A 25,133-nucleotide genomic window follows, 5' to 3' on the forward strand; every position below is an offset into this window, starting at 1 on the left:
AATGAATCCGCTCCAGTGGAACGTGGTTGTCGGTGGACCCGTGATATTCGCTCAGCAGCGCGGTGCGCGTGGTCTCAGCGATGTCGGTAAAAACGTAGGCCAGCGGCATGACTGACTTACGCCCATCGTTACAGATTCTCCCGGCGGATGCTTGGTACGCAAGAATTGCTATTCGCCGATCCGATGACATGACCTTCCCACAATCAGCGGTAGTGTCAGGTAAACGGTATGGCGGCATGAGGCATGTCCGTTTTTCTGGAGATTGCATCATGTTCAAAGGCCGCCACTTAACCGATCAGTGACCCTGCTGTGCGTTCGGCGGTATTTGATGACCGCCTTAAACAGCGGGAGCATGCTTCGGCGCGATGATCTGGCCGTCCCCCCGTTTTCCAGAGGAAGGTGGTGTCCGACCCGGGGCACGGTCGATCCCATCGCAGCGGAGCATCCTGCGGTGCGGCAGCCGCGTATGCCGCACCCGGGAAAACTGTTCCTGATAACGTCAGGCTGGGATTGCAATCTGTTTCTCGACCTCATCTGGCAGTAGCGACTCCATGCTGGCGGCCTGGAGAGCCTGTAGTGCTTCATGAGTGAACGTCACGCCATTGCGGATCATGCTGTGGCGCAAGTCACGCACGGTTTCAGAGGCAAGCATCCGGGCGGTGTCGACCTGCATTTCGTCAAGCAGCGCTCGCGCGCGGTCTTCGATGGAGGCCGGCGTTTCCAACAGGCGCAGGCAGGCGACGTGAAGGACCGGGGTCGCTTCGGCGTCATGAACGGTGGCTGGAAAAACCAGCCGCTCCATGCTGACGACAGCGTCGGAGGCGGGAGAAAGCGCTGCAACGCCCTGATCCGAGGTCCAGGCTGGTGTCAGCCCGTCCACAGTTGCGATCCAGGGGCCTGCTCGGCCTGGCCCGAGCGTAAGCGAGGATGCCGCCGCGGCGATGACTCTTCACGGTGTGGCCACCCTGATTTTGCCCGCAGATGCCGCATGGGACGACGTCGCCCCCACCGACCCGGCCCAGCGCGGCTGCCGGCACCTGCCGCCCCGCATATCGCGCTGATCCGTGCCACGGCGCGGGCCATACGGGCAGGCGCACAGATGCTTCTGTTGAGCGGCAAGACACTGCGCGCCGACGCGTTGGCCGTTGCGGGCTCGATCGCCGAAGCGACGGGCCTTCGCATAATGGCTCAGCAATCCAACGCCCGCATTGAATGCGGCGCCGGCCGCATGCCGATCAAGAAGGTGCCGTATCCGCTCGACATGGCGCTGGACAAGCTCGAGGATGTTGACCGGGTGGTGCTCGTGGGCAGTGGCCTTTTCGGTTACCCCGGAAAACCGGTACGCCTGCTGCTGGAGGAATGCGAGGTAATCGATCTGGCAGGGCAGTGACCTGCTACCACGCTCCATGCACTGGCGGATGGGGGTTGCCATATATCCTGAACGATGGAGTTCACCTCTGCGGGCAGGGCACGATATAGTCCGCAGCCCGGCAGGCCTTCTCCATTTGCTCATCGAATAAGTTGAGGAACGCGCGCGCGGCCGTCGAAAGCGGCGCTTCGGGAGAGGAGACGATGCACATCTCGAAGGGGATGGTGACGTCCAGCGGCCGCACCGCGATGCCTCTCGGCGCGCAGTGCATGGCGGTGAAGGGATCGACGATTGCCACCCCGACGCCTTCGGCCACCAATGCGCAGGCCGCGATGGACTGATGCACCTGGATCCGCAGTTGGGAAGCCAGCGCCTCGTACAATCTCGCGCCAGGCACATATCTCGACAGGAACTCCCTCTCCAGCCCGATCACGTTCTCGCCGGCCAGTTGCGAGACCGAGATGTCGTCGCTTTCTGCCAGCGCATGTCCGGTGGGTATGGCGCAGACGCATCGGAACTGCCACCGCCGCTCGATCCGGACGGCATCGGTCACCGCAATGGGGTCGACGATACCAAGATCCGCGAAGCGTGAGGCGATGAGATCGACGATCTGGCGCGACTGGGCGGTCGTGCACGAAATATGAATCTGTGGGTGCGCCCGATTGAATTCCTTGATCACCGCAGGCGTGATGGCGATCGAAAGCGCGATGAAGGAGCCGAGCCGCAGCTGACCATGGGCGAGGGCGCGGATGTCGGCAGCCGTATGCGCCAGTTTTTGCAGGTTGCGAAAATACTTCTGGATTTCGTCATAGAGCAGCATGGCTTCGGGGGTCGCCACCAGACGCCCCTTGCGGCGCTCGAACAGCGCGAAGCCGATGCTCTCCTCCAGGCTGCGCAGCAATCGGCTGACGCTGGGCTGTGAGACATGCATGCTCGAAGCGGCGGCCGTGACCGAGGCGGTTTCGACGATCGCCTTGAAGGCTTCGATCTGGCGCAGGCTGATTGTGGCCGGCTTTGGCGTCCTGGGCATCCTGAGCTCCCCCGATCTCTCGTAAGCCATAGCATTTATGCATGAGATACGTAAATGTTGTTCTTTGACTTTATGGATTTGCATTTGGATACTCATCGCTGAGGGTTCAAGAAAAAGGGGAGAAGCGACCAATGATACAGTTCAAAATTCCGACCCGGATGCGGCTGTTGTGCGCGGCGCTGGTGGTGTCTGGCTCTGTCGGCTCCGGTGCGAACTTTGCGCAAGCCGAAGAGCTGACCGTTTACAGCGCCCTGGCCAAGGAGCATTTCGCAGAGCTGATTGCCGAGTTCCAGAAGCGCGAGCCGGACATCAAGATCAACCAGTTACTGGACTCAAACGGCCCGATCATCGCGCGCCTGCTGGCCGAGAAGGAGAACCCGCGCGCCGACATCATCCTGGGCGCCTCGGTGCCCGGACTGGTAATGTTGGAGGAGAAGGGCATGCTGATGCCCTATGCACCGGCCGGCCTCGACCAGATCAAGGATCGTTTCTACGACCGCAGAAGCGAAACGCCGCATTGGGTGGGCACCGATGCCTGGGCGTCGGCGATCTGCTTTAACAAGATGGAGGGCGCCAATCACGAAGTCGAAGAGCCGAAGAACTGGAAAGACCTGATCAAGCCCGAATACAAAGGCATGATCACCATGCCCAACCCCAACTCCTCCGCCACCGGCCTGCTTGCGATCGTGGGCTGGATGAAGATCTTCGGCGAGGATGAAGCTTGGAACTACATGGACGCCCTGCACCAGAACATCGCGCAATATGTCCACTCCGGCAGCAAGCCGTGCCGCATGGCCGCTACCGGCGAGGCAGTGATCGGCATCGCCTATCCGGCCCCGGGCGTGAAGGCGATCAATGATGGCGCACCGCTCAGCGTCGTGATCCCCGAGGAGGGGGTCGGCTCCGAAGTCGAGGGGGTGGCCATCGTCGCTGGCGCACAGCACCCCGACGCCGCCAGGAAGCTTGCCGATTTCGCCACCAGCCTGGAAGGCAACCAGATCCACAACAAGTATTATGCGCTGGTTGGGCGCAAGGGGGTCTCCACGTCGGTTCCGAATTACCCGGAGGGCGAGGAGGCAGCCCTGGTGGACATGGATTTCTACTGGGTGGCCGCCAACCGGGATCGCATCCTGGCCGAATGGCAGAAGCGCTACGGCGCCAAGGACGAGCCGAAATAATCCGCAACCCAGGACCGCGTATGATGGCAGGCCGGCCCATCCTGATGGACGGTCTGCCCAGCGCACCGAAAGGCGACAGGCAGATGGTCAATCAGGCTTCGACGGCGCCGGCAACCGGGCAGAAAATCCGCATCGGTTTCAGTGGCGAGGACATTCTTCTGCGCCTTTGCCTGGTAGGGCTCGGCCTGTTCCTCGCCGCCGGCTTGCTGCTGCCGGTGTATACGCTGTTGTCGAAGGGGCTGCAGGATGCGGACGGCAGCTTTGTCGGCTTGCAGAATTTCATCAGCTATTTCCAGGAGCCGAGCGTATCGGTGGTCTTCTGGAACAGCCTGCGTATTTCGGTTCTCTCCACATTGTTGACGCTTGTGATCGCAGGCGTCTACGCCTTCGCGCTGACCCATTCGCGGATGCCGGGACGCGCATTCTTCCGTGCCGTGGCGCTGGTGCCGCTGCTGACGCCCTCGCTGCTGCCTGGCATCGCGCTGATCTATCTCTTCGGCAATCAGGGCTTTTTTCGAAGCGCCTTGATGGGGCATAGCCTCTATGGCCCGATCGGCATCGTCATCGGCGAAGTGTTCTTCACCTTCCCCATCGCGCTGCTGATCGTGCTGACATCGTTGCTGACCATTGACCGCAGGCTCTACGAAGCGGCGACCGCACTGCGGGCGGGGCGGGTACGCATCTTCTTCACCGTGACGCTGCCGGCCATGCGCTTCGGCCTCGGTGCGGCGTTCTTTGCCACTTTCACCAAGGTGTTCACGGATTTCGGCGTGCCGGTGGTGGTCGGCGGCTCTTATCCGGTGCTGGCCACTGACCTCTACCAGAAAGTAATCGGCGGCTTCGATTTCCAGATGGGGGCCGTCGTCGGCATCCTGCTGTTCATTCCGGCAGCCATCGCCTTCCTCGGCGGTCAGCTGCTTCAGCGCGGCCGTAGCAACGGCATAGACGGACGTGCCGTGGTTTATGTGCCTGCAAAGAGCAGGATGCGCGATCTTGCCTGCTTCGGTTTCTGCGCGGCGGTCGCGCTGGCCATCCTGGGCGTGCTGGTGATGGCGGTGCTGGGCTCTCTGTTCAAGCTGTGGCCATACAATCTCAGCCTCTCGCTTGCCAGCTACAATTTCGCCGAATACGAGCCGAGCGGCTGGGGTGCCTACCGCAACAGCCTGCGTCTTTCTGCCGGGGTGGCGGTGTTCGGAACGGCCGTGATCTTCTTCGGCGCCTATCTGCTGGAGCGCGTGCCGGGCACTGCCTGGCTGCGCGGAGCGATCAATTTCTGCTGCATGATCCCGCTCGCCATGCCCGGCATGGTTCTGGGCCTGTCCTATATCTTCTTCTTCAACAGCCCGTCCAATCCGTTCGGTGCGATTTACGGCACGATGGCTATCCTCATTCTGGGCACGGTCGTCCATCTGTACACGGTGCCGCATCTCACCGCGCTGACCGCGCTCAAGCAGCTCGATCCGGGTTTGGAAGCGGTTGGCTCGTCACTCAGGGTGTCACGTTTCGCGACCTTCGGTCGGGTCGTCGTGCCCGTTTGCCTGCCCACGATCCTGCGCATCGCCAGCTATCTGTTCATGAACTCCATGACGACGATCTCGGCGCTGGTGTTCCTCTATTCGGCCAACTCCAAGGTCGCGACCGTCAGCGTGGTCCTGCTCAACGACAACGCCATGCTCGGCCCCGCCGCCGCGATGAGCGTGCTGATCGTGGCGACATCGGCAACGGTCGTCAGCCTCCAATGGCTGCTCATGCATGGACTGCTGCGCCGCACGCAAGCCTGGCGCGGCACGGAAAGCTGAAAACAAACCGGCCGCGCCTAACGGCCACTCAACCCAAGGACCAGTCCATGACGGCTTCGTCAACCACAACCACGCCAACGGAATTCATCCGCTTTGCTGAAGAACTTGCCGATGCAAGCCGCGCGCTGATCCGTACCCGGTTCCGCCGCAATGCAGATGTCGAGATGAAGCCGGACAATACTCCCGTGACGACCACCGATCTGGAAGTTGAGACACTGATCCGCAATATGATCGCCGATCGCTATCCCATGCACGGGGTAATCGGCGAGGAACATCCCGCCAGCGCCGCGAGCGCCGATCATGTCTGGGTGATCGACCCCATCGACGGCACGCGCTCTTTCATCGCCGGCCGGCCGGTGTTCGGCACTCTGATCGCGCTGACGGTGGACGCCGTTCCCGTCCTCGGCGTGGTGGACATACCCATCACGGAAGAACGCTGGGTGGGGGCGAAAGGCCACGCGACGCTGCTTAACGGCAAAGTCGCCAGCACGCGCGAATGCCCGACCGCCGCCGGCGCCATCCTGCTTGCCACTTCCCCGGAATATCTCGACGGAGATGCCGCGCTGCCTTTTGGCAATGTGGCCGAGGCGGCCCGGTTCACGATCTACGATGCCGGCACACAGGCCTACGGCCTGGTCGCCAGCGGCCATGCCGATATCATGATTGCGGCCCGCTACGGCATTGTCGATTATCTCGCGGCCGTTCCCGTCATCGAGGGCGCCGGCGGCGTCATGCGGGACTGGAACGGCGCGCCGCTGACATTGCACTCCGGCGACCGTTTTGTGGCAGTCGGCGATGCAGCGCTTCTGCCCGAGACACTGCAACTTCTTGGTCGCGCTGAAACGAAAGGCTTGGCCCATGTTGAACGTGCCTGATCCCCTCGCAAACCCGCATCGACAACACGCGCAGGATAGTGCCTCGGGCATGCCGCCGCGCGCATTGCAGGTCAGCGGCCTGTCGAAATCCTTCGGCAAGTTCGTGGCGCTCGACGGCATCGATCTCGACATCCAACGGGGAGAGTTCGTCTGCTTCCTAGGGCCTTCGGGTTGCGGCAAGACCACCTTGCTGCGCGCCATTGCCGGTCTCGACACGCAGGACCACGGCACGATCCATCAGAACGGCCGCGACATTTCACGATTGCCTGTCGGCCGGCGTGACTTCGGCATCGTCTTCCAGTCCTATGCGCTGTTCCCGAACCTGACGGTCGAACGCAATGTCGGTTACGGTCTTCATGGGGCAGGCGTGTCCAGGCAGCAGCGGAAGGCGCGCATCGGCGAGCTTCTGGAACTTGTGGGCTTGCAGAGCCAGTCCGCGAAATATCCGGCGCAGCTTTCGGGCGGCCAGCAGCAGCGCGTGGCACTGGCTCGCGCGCTGGCGCCGTCGCCGGGCCTGCTCCTGCTCGATGAGCCGCTGAGCGCGCTGGATGCGCAGGTGCGGCTGCATCTGCGCGATCAGCTCCGGCAATTGCAGCGCAACCTGGGCGTCACCACCATCATGGTCACGCACGACCAGGATGAGGCGCTTGCGATGGCCGACCGCATCGTGGTGATGAACCACGGCGTGATCGAGCAGGCCGGGACCCCGGAGGAGGTTTTTTCGCGGCCCAATTCGCCATTCGTGGCCGGCTTTCTCGGCGATATGAATTTTATTCCCGCGATTGCAGCCTCCGGCAACAGCGCTTCGGTTGGATCGACAACCTTCGCTTTGCCTGCCATGGAAAATCTTGCTCCCGGTAGCGAGGTCAGCCTCTGCATACGGCCGGCAGACATCGCCATTGAGACGCCATCTGCCGGCTCGTCCGATGGTCTCGAAGCGTTGGTCGAAACCGTCTCGTTTCGCGGCAACTTCTATCGGCTCTCGCTGCGCTGTTCCCAGATCAGGCAAACATTGGACGTCGAAATCACCAGCAGCGCCTGGCAGGGCCTCAGGCTGGTCGAAGGATCGATCGTCACCATCGATTTTCCTGCGACAAAGCTGCATGTCTTCCCCCGAGGGCCATGATTGTAAAACTCCAACCAAGCTCGTCGCGGTCCGCGATCCTGATCGAGGATCGGGCATGCGTATCCGCCAATTGTCAATTGGGAGCGTGTCGTGGGATTCGGCCAGCGACAAAGCGGCACGCTTGCACGTCGAAAGCCATTCACGAACACGCAGGTCGGCGATTTCGTCGATCCTGCTCGCGGATTTCATGAGCATCTCGTCCCGGCGAATTCGAACGTCACCTTCAATGGGCTCGCAAAGATGCAAAAGTGAAACGCTCCTGCCGGGCGCGCCCTACACCTATATCGTGACGAAGGACTTCCTGCTTGCCTTCGGCCTCGATATGCTGCGGGACCTGTCCAATTTCGAGATGCTGAGGATGCCGGACTGCTCAGCAAGGAGAAATACTGACAGGGATATTTTGACAATTGGCGTTTGTTGCTTATGGCGACTCTGACGGGTCTGAGGAAGGGTTCTGAAAACCTCAGATTTTGGAGGCGTGTCCGTGCCAGGTGCGTGATCTACCTGCCAATGTGGTTCCGCTTTCGTTGCTGCGCTGACGATGATGGGAACGGAACCGTGTGCCCGGTTGCTACCGTTCGTTTCCAGAGTGATGCAAACGTTCGCGCCAGTATTCGGTGCCTTCCTGGATATGGTTGAGCAGAACGTCGGCAGCCCAATGGTTTTTTTCCACATCGTACTGGATGACGCGGCTGCCGGCTTCGGCGAAGGTGCCGAGGCGGTTGTGGTAGAGTTTTGCTAGCTTCGGATAGCCCATCGGCTCCGCCATGGCAGCGATGGCAAGGAACACCTTCAGCTCTTCGATCTCGCCGCCGTGTTCAGTGCGCCGCTCGTAGAGGTCGACGTAGAGGTCGGGGTGGAAATTGGTGAAGACACCGGAGAACCCCTTCGATCCGGCGCGCATCGCGTCGAATGCGATAGCGGCATTGGCATTGATGACCGCCAACGGCGACCCTTGCGCCAGTTCAACACGGCGCTGGACGGTCGCAAGATCGCAAGACACGTCCTTCAGCACGACGAACCGGCCGCTGTCGCGGCAGAGTTTGAACTCGTCGTCGCTGAGTAGACGGCGGTAGGGGGCGGGGCACTCATAGAGGCCCAGCGGCATGTCGGAGGGAAGCGCCGCTATCAACGCGTCAAAATGCGCGCGGAACGCTTCCGTGCCCTTGTTTTCGGGATCGAGCCGGTTGGTCACCAGCACCAGCGCGTCGACGCCCGTGTCGGCGACGGCTTTCAACTCGGCGATCTGGTCGTCGAGCTCGGTGCTGATATGCCCGGAGGAGATCACCGGTAGCTTGCGGCCTGCGAGTTCGACGACGCGCTTTGACAAGGCGACGCGCTCATCCAGCGTCAGGCATTGCATCTCGCTTGACTGGCACACCGCAAACAAGACATCCGAGCGATGCTCGATATACCAGTCGACAAGGTTTTCCAGACCTTCCCAATCGATCGCCCCACCATTGTCCATGGGGGTCAACATGACCGGTACAATACCTTCAACCGCTCTGCGCATCATTCCACCCGTTGCCTTTCGTCCAGCCAAAATTTATATACAATTCCACTTCAGAATAGCATTCCAAAATGATCGTGAACAGGGAGGATGGCGTGTCAAAAGTTCTGCGGTGGGAAGACGACGCTCATGTGTGGTCCGGACCGGATTATGGTGACGAAAACATTCGCTATCACCCTTCCGTCAAATCTGCGGCGGTGGCGGGCAGGATCATCACCTGTGTCGATGTGGTCGATTGGGATGGCGATGGCGGGCGCGATCTGCTGTTGTCGAGTTGGGACGCCTGCTATGATGGACGCGTGCTCCTGCGTCAGCAGATCGGCGTCAATGCGGACGGAACGCCGATCCTTGGCAAGGAAGAACTCATCGAAGGCGTGCGCGGATATGTGACCGCGGTGCCGGATGGCGACGTGTTCCATCTCGTGTCGGCCTCGCGCATGCGCAAGCAGATCTATCTCTATCCTAATATCGGCACCAAGGGCGCGCCTGAATTCGGTGCGCCGGTGGCGCTCGATCTCGATGCCGACTGGGTCAAGGGCAACGAGTTCTACCATATGGCGCGCTTCGTCGATATTGACGGCGACGGCGAGAAGGAACTCGTCGTCGGCAGCGACCACTGGGACGATTATTGGCCGAACGGCCTGGAGTGGAACGATTTCGGCTATCGCGGCTATGACGCGGCAGATCGCTGGCTCGGCGGACCGCTGCGCGCCTATCTCTATGTGTTCAAGAATAAGGGCAGCCTGGCCGCGCCAGTGCTGGAAAAAGGCTATGCGCTGAAGGCGGGCGATACACCGCTTGAGGTCTATGGCCAACTCGGCCCGGCCTTCGGCAAGTTCGATGACGGCGCGCCGTTGGTCGTGGCGGGCGAGTTCTGGAACATCCTGCATGTTGCGCGCCAGCGCGACGATGGCCATTTCGAGCCGCTGCGCCTTATTCGTGACCGCAACGACGATGCGCTGGAGCTGGACCAGTGCATCCATCTGCCGTGCGTGGTGGACTGGGATGGCGATGGCAAGCTCGACATTCTCGTCGGGGCTGAAGACGGCTATGTCACGTTCCTGCGCAATGTCGGCACCGGCAGCGACGGCTTGCCGAGATTCGAGAAGGTCGGTCGCGTCGAGACCACGCAGCCGCTGATCCACGCCGGTGTGCTGCCGTCGCCGGCCGCGCATGACTTTACCGGCAATGGTCTGCCCGACCTTGTGGTTGGGAACAGCACTGGCGAATTGCTGTTTTACGAGAATATGGGACCGGCCGGAAACCCGTCTCTCGGGCTGGAGCACTTCATTGAAGCCGACAGCAAGCCGGTCCGTATCGCGGCGGGTCCGACCGGTTCGATCCAGGGACCGTCGGAAAAGATGTTCGGCTATTCCTGCCCGACGGTGGCCGACTGGGATGGCGACGGCAAGGCCGACATCCTGTTCAGCGACGTGCATGGCTACCATCGCTTCCTGCGCAATCTTGGTGGGGAGGGCGTGCCGCGCTTTGCTGAAGAGCAATTGCTGATCTATGGCGGCAAGCCGCTCAAGACGGTGTGGCGCGTGCGTCCGGCCGTGGTTGATTGGCAGAACAATGGCCAGTTGCATTATCTCGCGCTGGACGAGGAGGCACGGCTGTCCGACTATCGCCGGGCGTCGGACACCGAACTGGTCGACAAGCGCTTCCTGCGCTGGGAGGATGGCGAGATCATCACCTTCACCGAAGATGTCGGCGGCGGGCGCGGGCGCGCAAAATTGTGCATCTGCGACTGGGAAGGGCAGGGCCGGCATGACCTGATCGTTGGCGTCAATGCGCGCGCCACGGTGCCCCCCAAGCCCGGCAATGCGCCGCGCCACACCACCAAGCAGGCGGCGATCTTCTATTGCCGCAATGTCGGAACGCCCGACAATCCGGTATTTGCAGCACCGATCCAGATGAAGCATCGCGGCGAATATATCGCGATGGCGATGCATGTCGCCTCGCCCGAGGCGGTGGACTGGCGCGGCACGGGCAGCCTTGACCTGGTCGTTGGCGTCGAAGACGGCACGCTGGTCTGCCTCAAGCGGGAAGATCTGTCGTGGTAGGTGTGCGGGTCGATGGCACGACGCGGCTGATGGGGATCATCGGCGATCCCATCAGCCAGGCCAAGACACCACAGGCGATCAATCCGATCTTCGCGGCGAAAGCCGCGGATATCGTGTGTGTGCCGCTGCATGTCCCGACCGACGATCTTGGAACAGTGTGGGCAGGGCTAAAAGCCATGCCCAACTTGATTGGCTTTGGCGTGACCCTGCCGCACAAGCAGATGGTGCCGCAGCTTTGCGACAGTCTCGATCCGCTCGCCGAGCGGATCGGGGCGGTCAATGTCGTGCGACGGGAACAGGATGGCAGCTTTCGCGGCTATCAGTTTGACGGGCAGGGGTTCGTTCGCGGATTGACGGCGCAAGGCGTTGTCTTGCAGGGGCGCGATGCGCTGATGATCGGCGCGGGCGGTGCCGCGGTGGCGATTGCCTTTGCATTGCAGCAGGCTGGCGTTGCGCGGCTTGTGGTGGCCAACCGCACCTTTGAGAAGGCCGAGGCATTGGCCCGTGCGGTCAATGAGGCGACGGGGACGGCGTTTGCAGCGGCAGGTGCACCGACGCCGGCGCCGCGCCAGCTGCTCATCAACGCAACATCGCTGGGGCTGAACGACACGGACCCGCTACCGCTGGACGTGTCAACGCTTCAGGCCGGCATGACTGTAGCTGAAGTGATCGCCAAGCCGGAGATCACGGCGCTGTTGCGCGCCGCCGAACAACGCGGCGCGGCGATTCATTCCGGCATCCATATGATTACCGGTCAGGTCAGCCTGATCGCCGATCACATGATCGAGGCGCTGGGTTAAACGGAATTGCCGCTGGTTTCAGGCCAGCGGCGTTCCTGCCGGACGCCCGGCGGCAAAGCCGGCAATCAGGGCGATTTGCGCCGACAGCATGTCGTTGCCATCTGAGGTTGCGCAGCCGATGGCGCGGGCGGCGCGCAGCAAGGGTGTGTCGCCGGCAAGCGCGGCAATATCGGCCACCAGCATCGAGGAAACGAGGCGTTCAGGCGCAAACGGGAATGTCGCCGTGCCCTTGATGCCAATCGGCGAGGCGTTGAGGATCACGTCGAAATCGCTCTGGGACAGATCGGCTTCGACCGCCAGATCGCGCTGAGCGGCGGCATTGACGATCTCGATGGTTGCAGCAATGGATGCAGGGTCGAGATCGAGCAGCGCCAGTTGCGCCAGTCCTTCCGATGCCAGCGCATGGGCGATGGCGCGTCCGGCCCCACCTGCGCCGACCATCAGCAATTTTGCACCTTTTAGGCGGCTCCTGTTGTCGCCCAACCCGGCGACGAAACCGTCGCCGTCGAATAACGCGCCATGCAGCTTGCCATCGGCCGCGCGCTGGATCGAGTTGACCGCGCCGACTGCTTGCGCCGTTGGTGTCAGCGTGTCGCATAGGTGTGCCGCGGCGATTTTGTGCGGGACGGTGACGCCGATCCCGGCTGTGCTCGACATCGCGGAAAATGTCGCCCAAGCCTGTGCGAAAAGGCTGGCGGGAATATGGAACGGCACTGCGACGATGTTTTCGCCGGCGTTGGCAAACAGCGGATTGATGAGGCGCGGGGTCTGGACCTGCGCCACCGGGTCGCCGAAGACCGCATAGGTGCGGGTGTCACCGTTCAGGTTCGGAATCGTTTCGGTCATGGTGTTACCAGATCGGGAAATATCTGCTCGCAACGCTGGACAACCGTGTCTAGCACGAAGGCCGGGTCGCGCGCGGCCCAGTCGTCGGAGAAGATTTCGACCTCGACCGGCCCGTTGAAGCCGGTGGCCCGGACCAGCCCGTCGATATAGGGCAGGTCGATGATGCCATCGCCCATCATGCCGCGGTCGCGCAGCAGATGGCGTGTCGGCACCAGCCAGTCATTGACGTGGAAGCCGAGGATGCGCCCGGCTTTTCCGGCGCGCGCGACTTCCTCTTCCAGGCGCTCGTCCCACCAGACATGGTGGACGTCGATGACAATGCCGATGCCATCGCCCAGCGCATCGCAGATCGCATTGGCGTGCGACAGGCTGGCAAGCGTTGTCCGGTCGCCGACCAGCATCGGGTGCAGCGGCTCCAGCGCCAGCTTCACGCCGGTCTGCCGTGCCTGATCGAGCAGGCCGCCGATGATGTCCTCGTGCCGGCGCCGCGCTGCCTTGAGATCATGCTCGCCGTCGACCAGACCGCCGGTGAACACCAGCACATGATCGGCCCCGAAGCGGGCGGCCTGCTCCAGCTGCGCCGGTGCCTTGTCGAGGTCGGGGGCAACAAATGGGCCGATGCGATTATAGCCGTAAACCGTCATGCCGGCCTGTTGCAGCGCGGCTTGCGCGGCGGCTTCGCCGACCTTGTCGATCTCGTCGCCCCAGATCGAGACAGCGCGCAGATTGCGCTGAGCGCACAAATCGATGAAGGCCAGCATATCTGCCTTCTCACGCACGGTGGCGTGGTTGATCGCGATGTCACGGGTCATGGAGGTCCCTAGAATTTGTAGACGCCGAGCTTCGCGAAAATCTTGTAGATGCGCTCTGCATAGGCCGAAAACTCGGGATATTCGCCAAGATGGGCCGGGCGCGGGCGCGGCAGGTCGATCTTGATTTCCTCGACGATCCGGCCCGGATTGTTCGACATCACCAACACGCGGTCGGACAGGCCGACGGCCTCTTCGATGGAGTGGGTGATAAACAGAACCGTCTTGCGGGTTTCCAGCCACAGCATTTCGAGGTCGTGGCGGATCTGGGTGCGGGTGATGGCGTCGAGTGCGCCGAATGGCTCGTCCATCAACAGCATCGACGGATCGTGAACCAGCGCGCGGGCGATGGAGACACGCTGGCGCATGCCGCCTGACAGCTGACGCGGATAGCGGTCCTTGGCATGGCTCAGGCCCAGCCGGTCGAACAGCATGTCGGCACGCGCACGGGTTTGCGCCTTGTCGAGGCCGCGAATTTCCTGCTGCAGCATGACATTGTTCATGGCGGTGCGGAAATCGAGCAGCAGATGGTCCTGAAACACAATGCCGACTTCGGAAAGCGGCTTCGTCAGCACCTTTCCGTCCACTTTGATGGTGCCGGTGGTGCAGGGTTCAAGGCCGGAGGCCATCAACAATGTCGTGCTCTTGCCGCAGCCTGACGGGCCGATCAGGCTGACAAACTCGCCGGGCTTGATGTCGAGGTCGATCGGGCCGAGGGCGTGAAAAGCCGTATCGCCGGAGCCATAGACCTTAGTCATATTGGTGGCCACGATCGAGGCCCCAGCATGGGAGGTGTGGCCACTCGACAGGGCGCTGGTGGGCGTTGCGTTTTCAGTCATGGTCTGTCCTGAAACTTCGAAAGGAACGGGTCATTGGGTCAGTAGGCGGTATTTGCCCATGGCATCAGGATCTTGCTGGCAATGCTCATCAGGCTGTTGAACGCCAGCGCGACGATGGCCGCAGCAATCAGCCCGGCGAACATCAGCGAGACATCCATGTAGGCAGAGGCTTGCAGGATCATGAAGCCGATGCCGGCATTGGAGGCGATGAATTCGGCGACGATGACGCCTTCGACGGCTTTGACGACACCGATCCGCATGCCGGAAAAGATGTGCGGCATCGCGGCGGGCAGGCGGAACTTGAAGAAGCTCTGCAATGGCGACGCGCCCATGGTGCGCGAGATGTAGAACAGGCGCGGATCGATCGACTTAAAGCCGGAAATGGCATCCACCAGGATCGGAAAGAAGCACATCAGGAACACGATGAGCGCCGCGACCAGCGGACTGATGCCGAACCAGACGATCAGGATCGGCCCGATCACGGTCTTCGGCATGATGTTGAGAAACACGATGACGGGGTAAAGCCCCCGTTCAAGGGCCGGGACCGACGCGATGGCGAGCGCGAGCGGCACGGCGATCAGCACGCCCAGCCCAAACCCTTTCAGGATCGTCAGCGAGGTGGCAATGGCGTGGTGACCGATCATCTGCCAGTCGGTGACGAGGCGGTTGAGAAAATCGGACGGTCGCGGAAACAGCCAGCGCGGCACGTCATAGGCCCATGCAAGAAGCTCCCACAACCCCAGAAGCGCGGCGACCGAGAGAACAGCGATGATGGCCGATCCGACAAAGGACTGCCGCAACGTGTCGACGCTGTGCCACAGGCTGCGTTGGGGAGAGGCGGCGACCACCTTCGTGAGGGCGTGATCAGGCATGACCAGCGTGGATCCTGTGTTCTGTTCCGGGATGGCTCGCGGGAAGGGTGGTTCCCGCGAGCGCGGATAGCGGTGCCTTACTGGCAGGTGACCGGTGTCTGCGGGACGTAGTCGTTGGTGTAGTAGTCGGTCACCGGACGCTCGGACGGAACGCCCATCGCGGTGGTCATGACGTCGTACATCGTGTCCCATGTCGCGGCATCGGTGACACCGATCGTGTCGCCAGCGCCGCCGGGGCAGACCGAATTGAAGCTGTAGACGGCACCCTGCATCAGAGCGTCATGGGTCAGCTGCGTTTCCGGGAACATGTCCTTCAGCGTATCGACGGCCGCTTTCGGGTCCTTCATCGCTTCCTGCCACCCTTGCGCGGTCGCCTCGATGAAACGACGGAACATATCCGGGTTTTCCTTCAGCTTGTCGTCGAGCGCGACAAGGCTGAGGCTGGCGAGCGGCACCCCATGATCGTAGAAATACATGTTGTTGGCCTTGTAGCCTTCGGCAGCCAGCGGCACGACGACGTTTTCCGGTGTTCGCGCCACCGCCTCGACCTGACCGGAGGTCAGCAGGCCGATGAACGCCGTGTCGGAGGCGTTGATGATTTCGACATCGGATTCGCTGATACCGTTCGCTTTGAGGAAGACGGGGATCAGTGGCACGGCGGCTGCGCCCGGATTGACGGCAAGGCGCTTGCCGACGAGATCCTTGGGCTCATTGATGTTTGCAGTTTCGAGCGACTGGACACCGAACTGGCCCGATTTCCAGATTGTCGAGATGATGCGGATCGGCGCGCCCTGCGCTGCGATGTTGATGGCGGCAACCGTGTCGGCAAAGCCGAGTTCGACCTGGCCGCTGGCGACCAGCTGCGCGGCGACTGCCGAGCCACGTCCTTCGATCAGCGTCACGTCGAGATTATGCTTGTCGTAGATGCCAAGCTTTGCGGCCATGACGAAACCGAGATGCGCGGAATCGGCAGTCCAGTTCATCTGCATCGAAATCTTGTCCTGCGCATAGGCGCTGCCGAACGGCAGAGCGGACACGATTGCGAGCATGGCAAGCGTCTTTTTTGATAGAATCTTTGTCATTCGATTTCCTCCTCGAAAGCAGATTTTGTCGCCCGGCATCAAACGCTCCGCCAGGGCAGGAGCAACCTTTCAACCAATGTGACCAGACCGCTCAGCACCACCCCGATCATGGATGCGACCATGAGGATGGCGAAAAGCAGCGGCGTGTTGGAACTGTCCATGGCGCGCAGCACGAGATAGCCAAGCCCGCTCTGGGAATTGAGCCATTCGACGACGATCACGACGGTGACGGCGACGACGGCGGTGATCCTGAAACCCGAAAAGATGTAGGGTGCAGCCGAGGGCAGCTCGAATTTGGTGAAGGTCTGCCACCAGGACGCCCCCATCGAGCGGCTGAGATAATATTGGCGCTTGTCAATCGCGCGAAATCCGGTGGCACTGTCGACCAGCACCGGGAAGAACGTGATCAGCGCCGTCAGCAGGATTTTTGGGAAGTCGGCAAAGCCGAACCAGACCAGCAGCAGCGGCGCCAAGGTGATCTTGGGCATGCCCTGAATGAAGACGACGATCGGATAGAGAATCTGGTCGGCGAGACGGAAGCGGGCGATGAGATAGGCGAGAATGATGCCCGGAATGGCTCCGGCGACGAATCCGTACAGGATAAGTTTAGTCGTGATCAGGCCATGAAGGGCGAGCCGTTCGTGGTCGATGACCAGTTGCGTGAGGAACGCGCCGGGTGCTGGCAGGATGAAACTGGGCACCGCAAACCAGCGGACGAGGATTTCCCAGATCAGAAGCAATCCGGCAAACCAGATGATCGGTTCTGCGATCCTGCGGGCGGATGAGATGGGGTTCTTCAAGGCGCTGGCCTCTCATTGACGCCCACTACATTGGCGCGCTGTCGTGAACGGACGGCCCAGATGGCGGCGATGTCCTGCGCTGCCTTGTGCAGGGCCGCGACGAGGGTGTCGTAGCGTTCGGGGGCAATTCTGATGGCGGGACCGGCGACGCTGATGGTTCCGGCGACGGGCGCATCGGGAAGCGGGCTGGCGAAAAACGGAACGGCAAGCGCCGCCGTGCCTTGTTCGGCTTCTTCGAGCGAAAGACCATAGCCGCGCTCGCGCGCGACCCGCAGCCGATCCCGCAGCTCGTCGATGGTGCGCGCGCTGTTCGGCCCCAGTGGGCGGTTGGCCTGAAAGCCGCGCGCAAACACGATGCGCACCGCTTCGTCTTCCGGCAAGGTCGACAGCCAGGCCTTGCCGTTTGCTGTAGCATGAAGGACGATTTCCTGACCCATATCCGGGTCGTAGCGCAGCCCCGACGTCGCGCCCTGGGCACGGGCGACCCAGACGAGGTCTTCGCCCTCGACGATGGCAAGGCGGCAATATTCGCATGTCTCGCGCGCCAGATTGTCGAGCACGGCCTGTACGATATCGGGCACCGCGCGCGCATCGAGATTACGAAATGCGAGCGTGCTCATGCGCAGCGACAACGAATATTTCTGGCTGAGCGGATCCTGAACGACCCAACCATGGTTCAATAGCGTAACGACCAGCCGGTGAACGGCACTGGCCGGCATATCGAGACGGACAGCAAGTTCTGTCACCTCGACGGATTCACGCTCGTTGGCGAGGGCTTCGAGCAGGCCCAGGCATCGGCTTACGGCTGCAACGGTCAAATTCGGATCCTCCTGAACGGAGTTCTAGAGCAATTGATTCCAAGTTGGAATAGCATTCCATTTTTATGTTAGTTGATTGGCGTGCGGAAACCCGTCTTATCAGGGCGACGGCTGTTTTTGTTCGCTGCGATAACCGCTTCGAGGTTCAGGAGTTTGCAGGGCGTCCACGGATTGGGTTCGGTTCATGGACTGCGTCGAGCTGCTCGAGGATCTTAGAGTGATCCTTCTTGGGCACCCTCGCCTCCGTCAACCGCTTCTACCAAAAAGCAATGCATCGAACTTCGGGTTCAGGTGACTAGCAACTGTGTTTATGAGACGATTTTAGGCTGCCATGGTCTGCCCGTTTTGAGGATGGCGTTTGCGATGATGACGAGCCTGCGCGCGATGGCCACGATGACGAGGCCGCCAGATTACTCAAGGAAGACTGGGGCGTGGGCTCGGATGTCTTCTCCGCCACCAGCTTCTCGGAGTTGGCGAGGGACGCACGTGAGGTCGAACGCCACAACCGTCTCAATCCGTTCGAGGAGCCGCAGGCGAGCCATTAGGCCGCTACCTTGCCGGGCGACGTACCGGTCATCGTCGCCTCCGACTATGTGCGGGCCTGGCCACAGCTCATCGCGTCCTATGTCGATGCGCCCTTCACCGCACTCGGCACGGACGGCTTCGGTCGCTCCGACACCCGCACGGCGTTGCGGGTCTTTTTCGAGGTGGACCGCCACCAGATCGTTCTGGCGGCGCTTTCGGCGCTTGTGAAGGCCGGAACGCTTCCTCGCGAGACGACGGCGGAAGCGATCGCCCGCTACGGCATAGCATCCGCCGCGCCCGCGCCCTGGACCGTCTGAACCACATTTTACGCAAGGCTGGCAAATGAGCAATCTGACAGACATCTTCCTGCCGGATATCGGCGATTACAGGGACGTCCCGGTCGTTGAGATCTATGTGAAGCCCGGCGACACCGTCGCGGCCGACGATCCGCTGATCAGCATTGAGTCCGACAAGGCGACGATGGAGGTTCCGGCGCCCGCTGCCGGCACGGTGCAGGAGCTGATGGTCGAGATCGGCACCCGCATCTCGCAAGGGTCGCTCATAATGATCCTCGCATCAGCGGGAGAAAAGGCCGCGCCTCCCACGCCCGTGCCGCACACACTGATCCCGACCCCGGCACCCGCTCCTGCCCCCGTTGAACCCCGAGCGCCCGCGCCGGCTAGAAAGCCTGCTTCCACCGCTCCTCAGCAGCAGCTCGTTGGCGGCAGCGCCCATGCCACGCCTTCCGTGCGGGCGCTGGCGTGCGAATTGGGCGTCGACCTTGCCTCGATCAGGCCGAGCGGCCCGAAGGGTCGTATTCTGCGCGAGGACGTCACGGCCCATGTGAAGCAGGCGCTGGCATCGCCGGTCGCCGGCGGGGAGTTGGTATCGCCGCGGACCTGCCGCCCTGGCCCGCAGTCGATTACGAAAAATTCGGGCCGGTCGCGCGGGAGCATCTGTCGCGCATCCAGAAGATTTCTGGCGCCAGCCTCGCCCGCAACTGGCTGAGGATCCCTCATGTCACCAATTCGACAAAGCCGACGTGAGCGACATTGAGGCCTTCCGACAGGCGCTCAACAGGGATGCCGCATCCGGTGCCAAGCTGACCATGGTTGCCTTCCTCATCAAGGCGTCGGCGCTGGCGTTGCGGGCGTTCCCGCGCTTCAACGCCTCGCTCGACGGCGGCGAGTTGGTCGTGAAGGATTACGTCCATATCGGTTTTGCCGCCGACACGCCGAAGGGGCTGATGGTGCCGGTCATCCGCGACTGCGACCGCAAGGGCCTGATGGAGATCGCCGCCGAGATGCACTTGTTGGCCGACAAGGCCCGCGCCGGCTCGCTCGCCGCCACCGACATGCAGGGCGGCTGCTTCTCCGTCTCCTCGCTGGGTGGCGTCGGGGGGCAGGCTTCACGCCCATCATCAACGCGCCGGAAGTGGCGATTCTGGGGGCCGGCCGCTCGGCCATGGAGGCTGTATGGGACGGCGCGGCCTTCCAGCCCCGGCTTGTGCTGCCGGTCAGCCTGTCCTGGGATCACCGCGTGGTGGACGGCGTGGCCGCCGCCCGCTTCCTTGGCCATATCGCGACCACCCTGGCCGATTTCCGCCGCGCGGCGCTGTGAGGACATGATGGCGAACATCATCGAGATACGCATCCCCGATATCGGCGACTTCGCCGACGTGCCGGTGATCGAGGCGCTGGTGAAGCCCGGCGACGAGGTCGCCGTCGAGCAATTGCTGCTGACGCTTGAATCCGACAAGGCCACGATCGAAGTGCCGTCACCCTTCGCGGGACGCATCGAGACGCTCATGGTCGGCGTCGGCGACCGCGTCTCGAAAGAAGCCTGGTCGGCACCATCGCCGTGGCGGTGGAAGCGTCACCCCAGCCCGCACCGTCCGGCGCCGCAAACGTCACTGGCGAGGGCGCGGAATTCGACCTTGCGATTATCGGCGGCGGGCCGGGTGGCTATTCAGCGGCGTTCCGGGCCGCCGATCTGGGCTTGCGCGTCGCCCTGATCGAAAAGCATGCGACACTTGGCGGCGTATGTCTCAATGTCGGCTGCATACCCTCCAAGGCGCTGCTGCATGTCGCCGCCGTCAAGGAGGAGGCCCGGCGGCTGGCAATGCACGGAGTGACCCTCGGCGAGCCGACACTCGATCTTGACAAGCTGAAAGATTTCAAGAGCGCGACCATCGGCTGGCTCACTGGCGGGTTGGCACAGATGGCACGACAGCGCAAGGTCGAGGTAATCCACGGCACTGCGGCCTTCTCCTCGCCCGATGGTCTCGGCGTTGCCGCCGGGAGAGGCCACCGCACCGTCGGTTTCCGACATTGCATCATCGCCGTGGGCTCATCATCGATAAGGCTGCCTTTCCTGCCAGAGGACCCGCGCATCGTCGATTCCACCGGCGCGCTGGAACTGCCCTTCATCCTAGAGCGCATGCTGGTGATCGGCGGTGGAATCATCGGTCTCGAAATGGCGACCGTCTACAGCGCGCTGGGCGCGAAGGTCGATGTGGTCGAAAGACTCGATGGCCTGCTCACCGGCGTCGACCGCGACGCCGTGGAGATATGGCAAACGGAGAACGCCCATCGCTTCGGTGACATCTTTCTCGAGGCGAGCCTCGAAAATGCCGTCGCCGGATCGGACGGGATTACCGTCACCATCGCCGGCTCGCCGCCGGTCGAACGCTGCTACGACCTCGTGCTTCAGGCCGCAGGTCGCAGGCCCAATGGCGCGGCGCTCGGGTTAGAGATGGCCGGCATCGAACCCGACGCGCGCGGATTCATCGCCGCCGACAGCCAGATGCGTACGAGCGTGCCGCACATCTTCGCCGTTGGCGACATTACCGGTGAGCCGATGCTGGCGCACAAGGCGGTTCATGAGGGCCATGTGGCGGCTGAAGCCGTCGCCGGCATGAAAAGCCATTTCGACGTCTCGGTGATTCCTTCCGTCGCCTATACCGATCCCGAGATCGCCTGGGTCGGCATCACCGAGGATGCAGCGAAAGCGGCAGGCCGCAAGGTCAGGGTCGGGAAATTCCCGTGGGCGGCATCCGGCCGCGCCATTGCCAACGGCGCGGCTTACGGTACGACCAGGCTGGTTTTCGACCAGGAGACGCTTCGCGTGATCGGCGGCGTTATTGTCGGCCCGAACGCTGGTGACATGATCGGCGAGATCTGCCTCGCTATCGAGATGGGCGCCGATGCGGTCGATATCGGCCGGACCATCCACCCCCACCCGACGCTGGGCGAGACGATCGGCCTCGCGACTGAAATGTCTGAAGGCGTGTGCACTGACCTGCCGCCTGCAGTCAAAGTGTGATTTTTCATGAACTGTTTCTGTGGGTGTGAAGCATGCGCCCAGTGCCACCTGTGATCATCTTGTCAATGATCATACGTGTTCGCAACACGCAGCGTATGAGCCATCCCGATCTGTCTGCCTTCCGTGGTTCCCAGCCATCAAGCCGGAGGATACGCCATGAGCGGATCATCGACATCACTCCGAGCGGCTTACGCTTCATTCCGTGGTCGATATCAGGATCGCCGCAAACAGAGATCGGAAGGTCGGGCGGCCAAGCTAACTCGCGTCTTCGCAATCACGGAAGGCGATGCGGGCACTGGCTCGGGCAAACCTTAACGCGCATCGCGCAGCGCAATCCTCCGATGAACATGGCCCATGTGATGATCGAGGACCGAAGTTCGGCCTTTTTCTGTTCGGGTGTGCGGTGATCCTTGTCAGGCTCAGTCACTTGGCATCTCCTGTCAGTGGCTGGGTCGATGAGGAGGCCATACCGGGTCCCTGCTTATTAGCCAAGGGGCGGGAGGCCGCAACCTCCGGCGCCCTCGCCATACTGGTATCGCGAAAGAGCGGGTCTTTACAGCTGCGCCCAGATGGCCATAGTGGCCCTAAAGCTCTGCAAGGACAGAGCTTTAGGCTTTGGTGCCGGAGGCATAGATGTTGCGGCGGGCTGTTTTGGTAAGCGCTTTTTGGTTGGTCGGTGGGCTTGCCACTGCATTTGGCTCTGATGCCGTTGTGAAGATCAGTCCCGACATCGCGAGCGTTGTTGTCGAAACCCCCGATGGACCAGTGACGATCGAGCGAATTCAGGACGTCAATAACGAGGTCACAGGTTATTTCGCGCAAACCTCACGCGAATGTCCGCCCTTCTGCATTCAGCCAGCAAGTGCTGCGGAAGGGGTGTCGACGATCGGTGAATTGGAGATGATCGATCTGCTCCGCGACAAGGACGCTGTCGTGGTCGATGCCCGCACAATCGAGTGGCATGCTGAAGAGACGATCCCCGGTTCCGTTCATATTCCATACACTGAAGTGGCAGGGCGGCTGGACGAGCTTGGCTGCGTGAAAGATGCAGAAGCCTGGGATTGCAAGGACGCACGCCGCGTTGCTTTGTATTGCAACGGCCTGTGGTGCGGCCAGTCACCCACGGCGATCCGCGCCATGATTCGGGAGGGGTATCCTTCTGATCGCATTTTCTATTACCGGGGTGGGATGCAGTCGTGGAAAATACTCGGGCTCACGACGGTTCAGGGCGGCCTGTAGTAGCAATCGCCTGCATCACGGCTGCTCGTCCTGATAGCCGTCTATAGCCCAAACGCCCGAGATTATAGTTTTCGGGCGTTTTGTATAATCAGGTTACGACCCTACGCCGGCCGAGATAAGCGGCGCCGGGGTTCGATTTCGGCACCATTCCCACGGCACATGCCACGCCTGGAACGCCGTGCGCGTCGAGAAAGTCGGCCAGGGCCAGCGCAGCTTTCTGGCCACAGCGGTATTTCTTGCCCTCGGCAACAAGGCAAAGCTGCCCACTTTCCGGCGCGCCGATGCCGTTGATCGGCGCAGCATCGGCCGGCCTATCCCGTCCAGGACCGCCGCAATAGACAATAACAGGCGGCTCTGTCGCGTATCCTTCAAAACCCGAGCCAGACGGGAAAGCTCCGACGCCAAATAGTCATCCCGCAACCTCCCCGCTGATCCCACCGCCGTATCTCCTTCGGCAAAACGGAATTACGACACGCAAAGCTCGCAAAATCACAAAAGAGTCACCGCCCGAGACCGCTGCTATAAAATCTCTCTTGCCACTTACTCCATATCCGGCGCCCGCCAGAAATGACAGCGTCACCAGTTGGCCTTACTCGCCCAGCCTCGGCTCCACGCGATGACGCCAGCATGCTTCGCGCCGTCGATTGAGCGGCAGAGGATTAGGGAAGAATCGTCGGAAAGCGGGTCAACGGCCCGCGTGGGTCATAACCGACTGCAATCTGTTATTCAAAAAAGCCAGAGTGAAGCTGCTACGTGTGCGGGTAGCTCCGGCCTCCTGAATTTCTATTTTTAGCTTCCGGCCGAGGAGTTCTGCACTGCTCAAGCGAACTCTTTTGCCGTCCAGCCACGCATCCCCGGAAACCTCCTGATACGATTGCTGAAGGTCAATGCGATACTGCCTGCCGGCTCGCTCCCATTCCCAAATGCCCTCGACCTGTGCCGGTACAATCCATTTGTAGATGTTGACGCCACCGATCTTGCGGCATTCATCTGCCTTCCAGTCACCCATGTCGAATGCATGCGAAACGACCCGTGTTCCCGCGCGTAACTCGCTCAAGATGCGCGGCCTCAACTGCACATTGATTGACTGTAGGAGATATAGCGTGACGGCAGTGGCTTCACTGAATTCCGCTGCAAAGATGTCGTCTTCAATAAATTCGACAATATCCTCGACCTGGGACCATCCCGCATACTCCACCGCCTCGGCGATTCTCTGGGGGTCGATATCGATGCCGATACCCCGCGTACCCCATTGTTTTGCGGCAGAAACCAGGATTCGCCCGTCGCCTGAGCCAAGATCGTATAGCACATCTTTTGGCCCAACGTTGGCCATCTCCAACATTGCGTCCACAACGTTCTCGTCGGAGGGGACAAAAGGAACGTCGAGATACATCCCTGCGTTTGAGGAGTAATTTTCAATGTCGTCGAGAAAGCGGCTAAACAAAATTCAATCCTAGTATCCTTCGGCCACGGCTACGAGGTGCACCTGTACAAGTCAAAGCACCTGCTGTCTATCGATGGAGTCGCGGCGGCATCAAGGACTGGCTCCGCATCATTCTTCGAACCTGGCAGTAATGCTATTTTAGTTCGATTGCGTCCGGCAAGTTTGGCATCGTAAAGCAGCCTGTCGGCTTGTTCGTAGAGGCCTGCGAACTCCGCATCAGCATTTGGCGACGCATTCGTCATGCCCATGCTGGCGGTTACAGGGCCCGGAACAGCGTTGGCAACGATAGCGGGGATCGCCTGGCGCTGACGCTCTGCCTGAGCTTGAGCTTCTTCTCCGCCGACAAGCTGTACGATTTCTTCTCCGCCGTGGCGGAACATATGAACCTGCGGGTCAGCCTGGAACACTTCGGCTACGTCATCCAGATCAACGTCATTGATGGCGGATCGCGGAGAATGACTGCAAGGTCCGAAGAGACCAGGATAGTCAGCAGCAAAGAGATCGTAAGCATGGAATGTCACAACACGAATGGTTCGCGCAGGATTCGGCAGAAGGCCGTGTTTATATTTCGGACTACGGCCGGAGCCCTGCTGAAAAGCGGACTAAAGTCAATCTGCCCGGTCGTCACCACCGTTATCGCCGACGCCGGCCACGAAAGCAGGAAGCCCGCTCAGGCGCTGGCCTAGCGCGGTTCACGGCTTGATTGAATCGTCAGGATTCCCTGTTTGCTGATTTTGTGATTCAAGATGGTGGCTGGAATGGAGGCCAGCATCTGATGATCG

23 protein-coding genes and 3 pseudogenes are annotated in these 25,133 nt (G+C 61.5%); 14 read left to right on the forward strand and 12 right to left on the reverse strand.

Features of this window, described 5'->3' with window-relative positions; translation table 11 throughout:
• Positions 1–499: 499 nt before the first annotated feature.
• The gene (locus C7441_RS09625) at positions 500–880 is read right to left on the reverse strand and encodes a hypothetical protein (RefSeq protein ID WP_146201444.1); all 381 of its coding nucleotides are present in this window, start codon (positions 878–880) and stop codon (positions 500–502) included.
• 219 nt (positions 881–1,099) lie between these two features.
• Between C7441_RS09625 and C7441_RS09630 the strand changes: the two genes are divergently transcribed.
• The gene (locus C7441_RS09630; protein ID WP_146201445.1) at positions 1,100–1,390 is read left to right on the forward strand and encodes a hypothetical protein; all 291 of its coding nucleotides are present in this window, start codon (positions 1,100–1,102) and stop codon (positions 1,388–1,390) included.
• A 61-nt stretch (positions 1,391–1,451) separates the two neighbouring features.
• Here C7441_RS09630 and C7441_RS09635 read toward each other — a convergent pair whose 3' ends face one another.
• Positions 1,452–2,495, reverse strand: a complete 1,044-nt coding sequence (locus C7441_RS09635) for a LysR substrate-binding domain-containing protein (protein WP_109612674.1) — start codon at positions 2,493–2,495, stop codon at positions 1,452–1,454.
• A 35-nt stretch (positions 2,496–2,530) separates the two neighbouring features.
• Between C7441_RS09635 and C7441_RS09640 the strand changes: the two genes are divergently transcribed.
• From C7441_RS09640 to C7441_RS09660, 5 genes and pseudogenes are all read left to right on the forward strand, one after another.
• Entirely contained in the window at positions 2,531–3,577 is a 1,047-nt protein-coding gene (locus tag C7441_RS09640) for a putative 2-aminoethylphosphonate ABC transporter substrate-binding protein (protein WP_109612675.1), read from the forward strand.
• Positions 3,578–3,600: 23 nt separating this feature from the next.
• Complete coding sequence (locus C7441_RS09645; RefSeq protein ID WP_244916102.1) at positions 3,601–5,376, forward strand: putative 2-aminoethylphosphonate ABC transporter permease subunit; 1,776 nt, start codon at positions 3,601–3,603, stop codon at positions 5,374–5,376.
• A 47-nt stretch (positions 5,377–5,423) separates the two neighbouring features.
• Positions 5,424–6,251, forward strand: coding sequence for an inositol monophosphatase family protein (locus C7441_RS09650; RefSeq protein ID WP_109612676.1), 828 nt, complete (start codon positions 5,424–5,426; stop codon positions 6,249–6,251).
• 49 nt (positions 6,252–6,300) lie between these two features.
• Positions 6,301–7,377, forward strand: a complete 1,077-nt coding sequence (locus C7441_RS09655; protein ID WP_244916103.1) for a putative 2-aminoethylphosphonate ABC transporter ATP-binding protein — start codon at positions 6,301–6,303, stop codon at positions 7,375–7,377.
• A gap of 262 nt (positions 7,378–7,639) precedes the next feature.
• Positions 7,640–7,767: pseudogene (locus C7441_RS09660) on the forward strand (SMC-Scp complex subunit ScpB); the annotation flags it as partial.
• 181 nt (positions 7,768–7,948) lie between these two features.
• On the opposite strand, the gene C7441_RS09665 reads toward C7441_RS09660, so the two are convergent.
• Positions 7,949–8,893 carry a dihydrodipicolinate synthase family protein gene (locus C7441_RS09665; RefSeq protein ID WP_342353268.1) on the reverse strand — a complete coding sequence of 315 codons (945 nt, stop codon included), beginning with the start codon at positions 8,891–8,893 and terminating at the stop codon, positions 7,949–7,951.
• Between the two features lie 89 nt (positions 8,894–8,982).
• Between C7441_RS09665 and C7441_RS09670 the strand changes: the two genes are divergently transcribed.
• Together C7441_RS09670 and C7441_RS09675 are read left to right on the forward strand one after the other, a co-directional pair.
• On the forward strand, positions 8,983–10,953 hold the full coding sequence (locus tag C7441_RS09670; protein ID WP_170125072.1) for an FG-GAP repeat domain-containing protein: 1,971 nt from the start codon (positions 8,983–8,985) through the stop codon (positions 10,951–10,953).
• Positions 10,954–10,982: 29 nt separating this feature from the next.
• Complete coding sequence (locus C7441_RS09675) at positions 10,983–11,753, forward strand: shikimate dehydrogenase family protein (protein ID WP_109612719.1); 771 nt, start codon at positions 10,983–10,985, stop codon at positions 11,751–11,753.
• A gap of 18 nt (positions 11,754–11,771) precedes the next feature.
• Here C7441_RS09675 and C7441_RS09680 read toward each other — a convergent pair whose 3' ends face one another.
• The 7 genes from C7441_RS09680 to C7441_RS09710 all read right to left on the reverse strand — a co-directional run bounded on the left by C7441_RS09680 (position 11,772) and on the right by C7441_RS09710 (position 17,819).
• Complete coding sequence (locus C7441_RS09680) at positions 11,772–12,599, reverse strand: shikimate dehydrogenase family protein (protein WP_109612679.1); 828 nt, start codon at positions 12,597–12,599, stop codon at positions 11,772–11,774.
• Entirely contained in the window at positions 12,596–13,411 is an 816-nt protein-coding gene (locus tag C7441_RS09685) for a sugar phosphate isomerase/epimerase family protein (protein WP_109612680.1), read from the reverse strand. Before C7441_RS09685 ends, C7441_RS09680 begins: the two co-directional genes overlap by 4 nt.
• An 8-nt stretch (positions 13,412–13,419) precedes the next feature.
• Complete coding sequence (locus C7441_RS09690) at positions 13,420–14,247, reverse strand: ABC transporter ATP-binding protein (protein ID WP_109612681.1); 828 nt, start codon at positions 14,245–14,247, stop codon at positions 13,420–13,422.
• A 38-nt stretch (positions 14,248–14,285) separates the two neighbouring features.
• Positions 14,286–15,119 (reverse strand): ABC transporter permease, encoded by an 834-nt coding sequence (locus C7441_RS09695; protein WP_170125073.1) that lies wholly within the window; start codon positions 15,117–15,119, stop codon positions 14,286–14,288.
• A 77-nt stretch (positions 15,120–15,196) separates the two neighbouring features.
• Positions 15,197–16,201 (reverse strand): ABC transporter substrate-binding protein, encoded by a 1,005-nt coding sequence (locus C7441_RS09700; protein WP_109612683.1) that lies wholly within the window; start codon positions 16,199–16,201, stop codon positions 15,197–15,199.
• Between the two features lie 38 nt (positions 16,202–16,239).
• Entirely contained in the window at positions 16,240–17,001 is a 762-nt protein-coding gene (locus tag C7441_RS09705; RefSeq protein ID WP_109612684.1) for an ABC transporter permease, read from the reverse strand.
• Positions 16,998–17,819, reverse strand: coding sequence for an IclR family transcriptional regulator (locus C7441_RS09710; protein ID WP_109612685.1), 822 nt, complete (start codon positions 17,817–17,819; stop codon positions 16,998–17,000). The genes C7441_RS09705 and C7441_RS09710 overlap by 4 nt, the downstream gene beginning before the upstream one ends.
• A gap of 554 nt (positions 17,820–18,373) precedes the next feature.
• Here C7441_RS09710 and C7441_RS09715 point away from each other — a divergent pair.
• The 5 genes and pseudogenes from C7441_RS09715 to C7441_RS09745 all read left to right on the forward strand — a co-directional run bounded on the left by C7441_RS09715 (position 18,374) and on the right by C7441_RS09745 (position 22,907).
• A complete protein-coding gene (locus C7441_RS09715) occupies positions 18,374–18,661 on the forward strand; it encodes a hypothetical protein (protein ID WP_210205624.1) in 288 nt (95 codons plus the stop codon).
• 25 nt (positions 18,662–18,686) lie between these two features.
• Positions 18,687–19,964, forward strand: a pseudogene (aceF, locus tag C7441_RS24590) (dihydrolipoyllysine-residue acetyltransferase).
• A gap of 7 nt (positions 19,965–19,971) precedes the next feature.
• Positions 19,972–20,118, forward strand: a pseudogene (locus C7441_RS24550) (biotin/lipoyl-containing protein); the annotation flags it as partial.
• Between the two features lie 86 nt (positions 20,119–20,204).
• Positions 20,205–21,668: a dihydrolipoyl dehydrogenase gene (lpdA, locus tag C7441_RS24240; RefSeq protein WP_146201446.1), complete on the forward strand. Its 1,464-nt coding sequence runs from the start codon at positions 20,205–20,207 to the stop codon at positions 21,666–21,668.
• A gap of 633 nt (positions 21,669–22,301) precedes the next feature.
• On the forward strand, positions 22,302–22,907 hold the full coding sequence (locus C7441_RS09745) for a rhodanese-like domain-containing protein (protein ID WP_109612688.1): 606 nt from the start codon (positions 22,302–22,304) through the stop codon (positions 22,905–22,907).
• Between the two features lie 685 nt (positions 22,908–23,592).
• Here the strand turns inward: C7441_RS09745 and C7441_RS09755 are convergent.
• Both C7441_RS09755 and C7441_RS09760 read right to left on the reverse strand, forming a co-directional pair.
• The gene (locus C7441_RS09755; protein WP_210205625.1) at positions 23,593–24,351 is read right to left on the reverse strand and encodes an SAM-dependent methyltransferase; all 759 of its coding nucleotides are present in this window, start codon (positions 24,349–24,351) and stop codon (positions 23,593–23,595) included.
• A 29-nt stretch (positions 24,352–24,380) separates the two neighbouring features.
• Positions 24,381–24,731, reverse strand: a complete 351-nt coding sequence (locus C7441_RS09760; RefSeq protein WP_244916105.1) for a diguanylate cyclase domain-containing protein — start codon at positions 24,729–24,731, stop codon at positions 24,381–24,383.
• Here C7441_RS09760 and C7441_RS24365 point away from each other — a divergent pair, their 5' ends adjacent.
• Positions 24,732–25,037 carry a hypothetical protein gene (locus tag C7441_RS24365; RefSeq protein WP_244916106.1) on the forward strand — a complete coding sequence of 102 codons (306 nt, stop codon included), beginning with the start codon at positions 24,732–24,734 and terminating at the stop codon, positions 25,035–25,037.
• The last annotated feature ends 96 nt before the right edge of the window (positions 25,038–25,133 follow it).

The organism is Pseudaminobacter salicylatoxidans (assembly GCF_003148475.1).
GTDB classification, from domain to species: Bacteria; Pseudomonadota; Alphaproteobacteria; order Rhizobiales; family Rhizobiaceae; genus Pseudaminobacter; species Pseudaminobacter salicylatoxidans.

Coding starts and splice junctions, on each gene's coding strand:
- C7441_RS09760 (WP_244916105.1), bottom strand. CDS start 24,731: ATGTTCCGCCACGGCGGAGAAGAAATCGTACAGCTTGTCGGCGGAGAA.
- C7441_RS09695 (WP_170125073.1), bottom strand. CDS start 15,119: ATGCCTGATCACGCCCTCACGAAGGTGGTCGCCGCCTCTCCCCAACGC.
- C7441_RS24365 (WP_244916106.1), top strand. CDS start 24,732: ATGAACCTGCGGGTCAGCCTGGAACACTTCGGCTACGTCATCCAGATC.
- C7441_RS09680 (WP_109612679.1), bottom strand. CDS start 12,599: ATGACCGAAACGATTCCGAACCTGAACGGTGACACCCGCACCTATGCG.
- C7441_RS09745 (WP_109612688.1), top strand. CDS start 22,302: ATGTTGCGGCGGGCTGTTTTGGTAAGCGCTTTTTGGTTGGTCGGTGGG.
- C7441_RS09690 (WP_109612681.1), bottom strand. CDS start 14,247: ATGACTGAAAACGCAACGCCCACCAGCGCCCTGTCGAGTGGCCACACC.
- C7441_RS09630 (WP_146201445.1), top strand. CDS start 1,100: ATGCTTCTGTTGAGCGGCAAGACACTGCGCGCCGACGCGTTGGCCGTT.
- C7441_RS09665 (WP_342353268.1), bottom strand. CDS start 8,893: ATGATGCGCAGAGCGGTTGAAGGTATTGTACCGGTCATGTTGACCCCC.
- C7441_RS09650 (WP_109612676.1), top strand. CDS start 5,424: ATGACGGCTTCGTCAACCACAACCACGCCAACGGAATTCATCCGCTTT.
- C7441_RS09675 (WP_109612719.1), top strand. CDS start 10,983: ATGGGGATCATCGGCGATCCCATCAGCCAGGCCAAGACACCACAGGCG.
- C7441_RS09700 (WP_109612683.1), bottom strand. CDS start 16,201: ATGACAAAGATTCTATCAAAAAAGACGCTTGCCATGCTCGCAATCGTG.
- C7441_RS09655 (WP_244916103.1), top strand. CDS start 6,301: ATGCCGCCGCGCGCATTGCAGGTCAGCGGCCTGTCGAAATCCTTCGGC.
- C7441_RS09635 (WP_109612674.1), bottom strand. CDS start 2,495: ATGAGTATCCAAATGCAAATCCATAAAGTCAAAGAACAACATTTACGT.
- C7441_RS09645 (WP_244916102.1), top strand. CDS start 3,601: ATGGCAGGCCGGCCCATCCTGATGGACGGTCTGCCCAGCGCACCGAAA.
- C7441_RS09640 (WP_109612675.1), top strand. CDS start 2,531: ATGATACAGTTCAAAATTCCGACCCGGATGCGGCTGTTGTGCGCGGCG.
- C7441_RS09685 (WP_109612680.1), bottom strand. CDS start 13,411: ATGACCCGTGACATCGCGATCAACCACGCCACCGTGCGTGAGAAGGCA.